The sequence below is a fragment of the Soonwooa purpurea genome (assembly GCF_053891095.1).
This window is the reverse complement of the sequence record NZ_JBSSMA010000030.1, coordinates 1-5,414: the sequence shown is the minus strand read 5'-3', so window position 1 is coordinate 5,414 and position 5,414 is coordinate 1. Positions and strand designations below refer to the sequence as shown.

The following is a 5,414-nucleotide window of genomic DNA, read 5'->3' as shown; positions in this document are numbered from 1 at the left end:
AAATTTTTTTAAAAAAAACTTTCAAAAACATTTGGTCAGTTTGGAAAAAGTTTTTACTTTTGCACTCGCAAATCGGCAGACAGATGACAGAAACAGTATGCTGATTTATGCGAAAAGAACGAAGTTCATTGACATTAAATATAACAACCAAGTAAGGAAAAAAAACCAAAGCGTCAATTTTAAATTGAGTTAGAGTTTAAGGATAAACAAACATACAATGGAGAGTTTGATCCTGGCTCAGGATGAACGCTAGCGGGAGGCCTAACACATGCAAGCTGAGCGGTAGATATCCTTCGGGATTTTGAGAGCGGCGTACGGGTGCGTAACACGTGTGCAACCTGCCCTTATCAAGAGGATAGCCCGGAGAAATTCGGATTAATACTCTATAATATATTGACTGGCCTCAGTTGATATTGAAAGATTTATCGGATAAGGATGGGCACGCGCAAGATTAGGTAGTTGGTAGGGTAACGGCCTACCAAGCCGATGATCTTTAGGGGGCCTGAGAGGGTGATCCCCCACACTGGTACTGAGACACGGACCAGACTCCTACGGGAGGCAGCAGTGAGGAATATTGGACAATGGGTTAGCGCCTGATCCAGCCATCCCGCGTGAAGGACGACGGTTCTATGGATTGTAAACTTCTTTTATATAGGGATAAACCTACTCTCGTGAGAGTAGCTGAAGGTACTATATGAATAAGCACCGGCTAACTCCGTGCCAGCAGCCGCGGTAATACGGAGGGTGCAAGCGTTATCCGGATTTATTGGGTTTAAAGGGTCCGTAGGCGGGCTTGTAAGTCAGTGGTGAAATCCGGCAGCTCAACTGTCGAACTGCCATTGATACTGCAAGTCTTGAGTAAAGTAGAAGTGGCTGGAATAAGTAGTGTAGCGGTGAAATGCATAGATATTACTTAGAACACCAATTGCGAAGGCAGGTCACTATGTTTTAACTGACGCTGATGGACGAAAGCGTGGGTAGCGAACAGGATTAGATACCCTGGTAGTCCACGCCGTAAACGATGATTACTCGTTTTTGGGGATTTATCTTCAGAGACTAAGCGAAAGTGATAAGTAATCCACCTGGGGAGTACGTTCGCAAGAATGAAACTCAAAGGAATTGACGGGGGCCCGCACAAGCGGTGGAGCATGTGGTTTAATTCGATGATACGCGAGGAACCTTACCAAGGCTTAAATGGGAATTGACAGGTTTAGAAATAGACTTTTCTTCGGACAATTTTCAAGGTGCTGCATGGTTGTCGTCAGCTCGTGCCGTGAGGTGTTAGGTTAAGTCCTGCAACGAGCGCAACCCCTGTCACTAGTTGCTAACATTTAGTTGAGGACTCTAGTGAGACTGCCTACGCAAGTAGAGAGGAAGGTGGGGATGACGTCAAATCATCACGGCCCTTACGCCTTGGGCCACACACGTGCTACAATGGTAGGTACAGAGGGCAGCTACACAGCGATGTGATGCAAATCTCGAAAGCCTATCTCAGTTCGGATTGGAGTCTGCAACTCGACTCTATGAAGCTGGAATCGCTAGTAATCGCGCATCAGCCATGGCGCGGTGAATACGTTCCCGGGCCTTGTACACACCGCCCGTCAAGCCATGGAAGTTTGGGGTACCTGAAGTCGGTGACCGTAAAAGGAGCTGCCTAGGGTAAAACAAGTAACTAGGGCTAAGTCGTAACAAGGTAGCCGTACCGGAAGGTGCGGCTGGAACATCTCATTTTAGAGCGTTGAAGAACGTAAAACAAATAAGTCATTTATATGACACTTACCTTAAACAAAGCATAGCTTTGGTTTTTTTTACTCGGTTGTAAATATTAAAATATACCCACTAGAAATTAGTATAGGGAAGAGACAGGAGATGAGAAGATAATAGATGCGAGACGATAGTTTTATATCTTGAGTCTAGAATCTCAAATCTAAACGTCTAAAAAGACAGTCTCGTAGCTCAGCTGGTTAGAGCGCTACACTGATAATGTAGAGGTCGGCAGTTCGAGCCTGCCCGAGACTACTAATTATAGACGGGAGATAGAAAGATGAGAGAAATGAGACAAATATTGAGAGTCTCTGGTCTCAAATCTAAATATCTCGAAGTCTACTAGAGGGGGAATTAGCTCAGCTGGCTAGAGCGCCTGCCTTGCACGCAGGAGGTCAAGGGTTCGACTCCCTTATTCTCCACAGTATTTTGAATTTGATTTAAAAGTTACGGATAGAGCCAAAAACAATATCTGTTCATCAAAGGATAAATAAGACAAAAGATCATTGACATTAACGGTAAAGACATCACAAAGAGAAAACCGAGCACTTATAAGTGCTTGAGTAACCTAAAAATAGGAAAGAAATCGTTAAGGGCGTATGGCGGATGCCTAGGCTTTCAGAGGCGACGAAGGACGTGGTAAGCTGCGAAAAGCTCGGGGGATTGGCACACACGAATTGATCCCGAGATGTCCGAATGGGGCAACCCAATACATTGAAGATGTATTACTCTAAATTTATTTAGAGAGCAAACCCGGAGAACTGAAACATCTAAGTACCCGGAGGAAAAGAAATCGAAGAGATTCCGTAAGTAGTGGCGAGCGAAAGCGGATTAGCCCAAAAGCTTTTATATGTTTAATAGAATGTTCTGGAAAGAACAGCCATAGAGGGTGATAGCCCCGTATATGAAAGGCATATTTAAGTGATAAATGAGTAGGGCGGGACACGTGAAATCCTGTCTGAATATGGGGGGACCATCCTCCAAGGCTAAATACTCCTGAAAGACCGATAGTGAACAAGTACTGTGAAGGAAAGGTGAAAAGCACTTCGAATAGAAGGGTGAAATAGAACCTGAAACCGTACGCCTACAAGCGGTCGGAGCTGGCAAGTCCAGTGACGGCGTGCCTTTTGCATAATGAGCCTACGAGTTAATTTTACTAGCGAGGTTAAGGACTTCAGGTCCGGAGCCGGAGCGAAAGCGAGTCTGAATAGGGCGGTTAGTTAGTAGGATTAGACGCGAAACCTTGTGATCTACCCATGGGCAGGTTGAAGCTTTGGTAACACAAAGTGGAGGACCGAACCCGTTGACGTTGAAAAGTCTTGGGATGACTTGTGGGTAGGGGTGAAAGGCCAATCAAACTGGGAGATAGCTCGTACTCTCCGAAATGCATTTAGGTGCAGCGTCGTATATAAGTTTATTAGAGGTAGAGCTACTGATTGGATGCGGGGGAGTCAAATCCTACCAATTCCTGACAAACTCCGAATGCTAATAAATGTTTTACGGCAGTGAGGGCATGGGTGCTAAGGTCCATGTCCGAGAGGGAAAGAACCCGGACCAACAGCTAAGGTCCCTAAATCTATACTAAGTTGAAACAACGCGGTTGGACTGCATTGACAGCTAGGATGTTGGCTTGGAAGCAGCCATTCATTTAAAGAGTGCGTAACAGCTCACTAGTCGAGCGGTCCGGCATGGATAATAATCGGGCATAAGTATAGTACCGAAGCTATGGGATTATTTAATAATCGGTAGGAGAGCATTCTATTTGCGCTGAAGCAGAGTCGTGAGGCTTTGTGGAGCGGATAGAAAAGAAAATGTAGGCATAAGTAACGATAAAGGGGGCGAGAAACCCCCTCACCGAAAGACTAAGGTTTCCTCAGCCATGCTAATCAGCTGAGGGTTAGTCGGGACCTAACGCGCACCCGAAAGGGGAAGTGGATGGACAATGGGTTAATATTCCCATACTTGCTCACACTAAAAAGGGGACGGATTGCCGTACTTACTGGAGACTGACGGAATAGTCAAGGCCTAGCCTTCGGGCGAAGCTGCTGTAGGGAAAGCGGTTCCAAGAAAAGCCGAAGTGAAGCAACCCGTACCAAAACCGACACAGGTAGTCGAGGAGAGAATCCTAAGGTGCTCGAGTGAGTCGTGGCTAAGGAACTAGGCAAAATAGTCTCGTAACTTCGGAAGAAGAGACGCCATCAGCAATGGTGGCCGCAGTGAAGAGGCCCAGGCGACTGTTTATCAAAAACACAGGACTCTGCTAAATCGAAAGATGCTGTATAGGGTCTGACACCTGCCCGGTGCTGGAAGGTTAAGGAAGGTGCTTAGAGGTAACTCGAAGGCATTAACTGAAGCCCCAGTAAACGGCGGCCGTAACTATAACGGTCCTAAGGTAGCGAAATTCCTTGTCGGGTAAGTTCCGACCTGCACGAATGGTGTAACGATCTGGGCACTGTCTCAGCCACGAGCTCGGTGAAATTGTAGTATCGGTGAAGATGCCGATTACCCGCAATGGGACGAAAAGACCCTGTGAACCTTTACTATAACTTCGTATTGACTTTGAGTAAGTAATGTGTAGGATAGGTGGGAGACTATGAAGCAGGCACGCTAGTGTTTGTGGAGTCAACGTTGAAATACCACCCTTTACTTACTTGGAGCCTAACTTCTTTTAGAAGGACATTGCGTGGTGGGTAGTTTGACTGGGGTGGTCGCCTCCAAAAGAGTAACGGAGGCTTTCAAAGGTACCCTCAGCACGCTTGGTAACCGTGCGTAGAGTGTAATGGCATAAGGGTGCTTGACTGTGAGACCAACAAGTCGATCAGGTGCGAAAGCAGGACATAGTGATCCGGTGGTTCCGTATGGAAGGGCCATCGCTCATAGGATAAAAGGTACTCCGGGGATAACAGGCTAGTCTCCCCCAAGAGCTCACATCGACGGGGAGGTTCGGCACCTCGATGTCGGCTCGTCACATCCTGGGGCTGGAGAAGGTCCCAAGGGTTGGGCTGTTCGCCCATTAAAGTGGCACGCGAGCTGGGTTCAGAACGTCGTGAGACAGTTCGGTCTCTATCTATTGCGGGCGTTAGATGTTTGCGCGGAGTTGACTCTAGTACGAGAGGACCGTGTTGAACAAACCTCTGGTGTATCAGTTGTACCGCCAGGTGCACCGCTGAGTAGCTATGTTTGGATGAGATAAGCACTGAAAGCATATAAGTGCGAAACTCGCCGCAAGATTAGACATCTTTTAAGGGTCGTGGGAGATGACCACGTTGATAGGCTATAGGTGTAAAGGCAGTAATGTCATAGCCGAGTAGTACTAATTACCCGTAGATTTATAGCCTATTGGTTGCTATAATCTTAAAATTAATATTTAAAGACAAGTTCTTATAAGTGCGCTAAAGGTTTTGCCTTTGTGATGTATATTACCGATAAAAAGCAGTATGCTTTACGCTGTAAGCCTAAAGCTTATAGCCTACTGCCTACAGCTATATACCTTATTTAGGGTGGTTTTAGCAGAGGGGCTCACCTGTTCCCATTCCGAACACAGAAGTTAAGCCCTCTAGCGCCGATGGTACTGCTAACGCGGGAGAGTAGGTCGCCGCCAGTTTTTATTTGAAAGCTCATCAACATTGTTGATGAGCTTTTTTTGTTTT

Annotated in this window: 1 protein-coding gene, 2 tRNA genes and 3 rRNA genes; all 6 read left to right on the top strand. The window is 46.4% G+C overall.

Annotated features, from left to right (window positions below):
- On the top strand, nt 1-193 hold a 193-nt coding region (locus tag ACVFVN_RS14340), incomplete at its 5' end, for a hypothetical protein (protein ID WP_456235806.1).
- Nucleotides 194-214: 21 nt separating this feature from the next.
- Nucleotides 215-1,731: ribosomal RNA gene (locus ACVFVN_RS14335) — 16S ribosomal RNA — on the top strand.
- A gap of 214 nt (nt 1,732-1,945) precedes the next feature.
- Nucleotides 1,946-2,019: transfer RNA gene (locus ACVFVN_RS14330), tRNA-Ile, on the top strand.
- A gap of 93 nt (nt 2,020-2,112) precedes the next feature.
- Nucleotides 2,113-2,186: transfer RNA gene (locus ACVFVN_RS14325), tRNA-Ala, on the top strand.
- A 157-nt stretch (nt 2,187-2,343) separates the two neighbouring features.
- Nucleotides 2,344-5,101, top strand: a 23S ribosomal RNA gene (locus ACVFVN_RS14320).
- 159 nt (nt 5,102-5,260) lie between these two features.
- Nucleotides 5,261-5,368: ribosomal RNA gene (rrf, locus tag ACVFVN_RS14315) — 5S ribosomal RNA — on the top strand.
- The 16S, 23S and 5S rRNA genes sit together here with 2 tRNA genes alongside, the layout of an rRNA operon.
- The last annotated feature ends 46 nt before the right edge of the window (nt 5,369-5,414 follow it).